Origin of the sequence: Psychrobacter sp. TB20-MNA-CIBAN-0197 (genome assembly GCF_040309765.1) — a bacterium.
GTDB classification, from domain to species: Bacteria; Pseudomonadota; Gammaproteobacteria; order Pseudomonadales; family Moraxellaceae; genus Psychrobacter; species Psychrobacter submarinus.
In genome coordinates this window covers 1-280 of the sequence record NZ_JBEOPC010000425.1, presented here as the reverse complement: position 1 = coordinate 280, position 280 = coordinate 1, and the positions used below count along the sequence as shown (strand labels likewise).

General features: G+C 49.3%; 1 protein-coding gene. It reads left to right on the top strand.

The window, feature by feature from the left end:
• On the top strand, positions 1 to 280 hold a 280-nt coding region (locus AAEY83_RS14330), incomplete at both ends, for a TOBE domain-containing protein (RefSeq protein WP_351059882.1).

The following is a 280-nucleotide window of genomic DNA, read 5'->3' as shown; positions in this document are numbered from 1 at the left end:
ATCTATCGTCGTATGGAAGTCTATGATGAGTCGGGACAGCCGCAGTATTGCGAGTACGACTATCCCAACGGCACACCGATTAAGGTGCTGGTCCGTCCTGACGATATTATTCATGATGATGACAGTCCCCGAACCGCTTTAGTAGTGGGGCGTGTCTTTCGCGGTGCTAATTATCTGTATCGCTTGCAACTCGATGATGGGCAGACGGTTTTGTCCTTGGTCGCCAGTCATCATAATCATGAGATTGGCTCGCAAATTGGGATTTTGCCCATACTTGAGC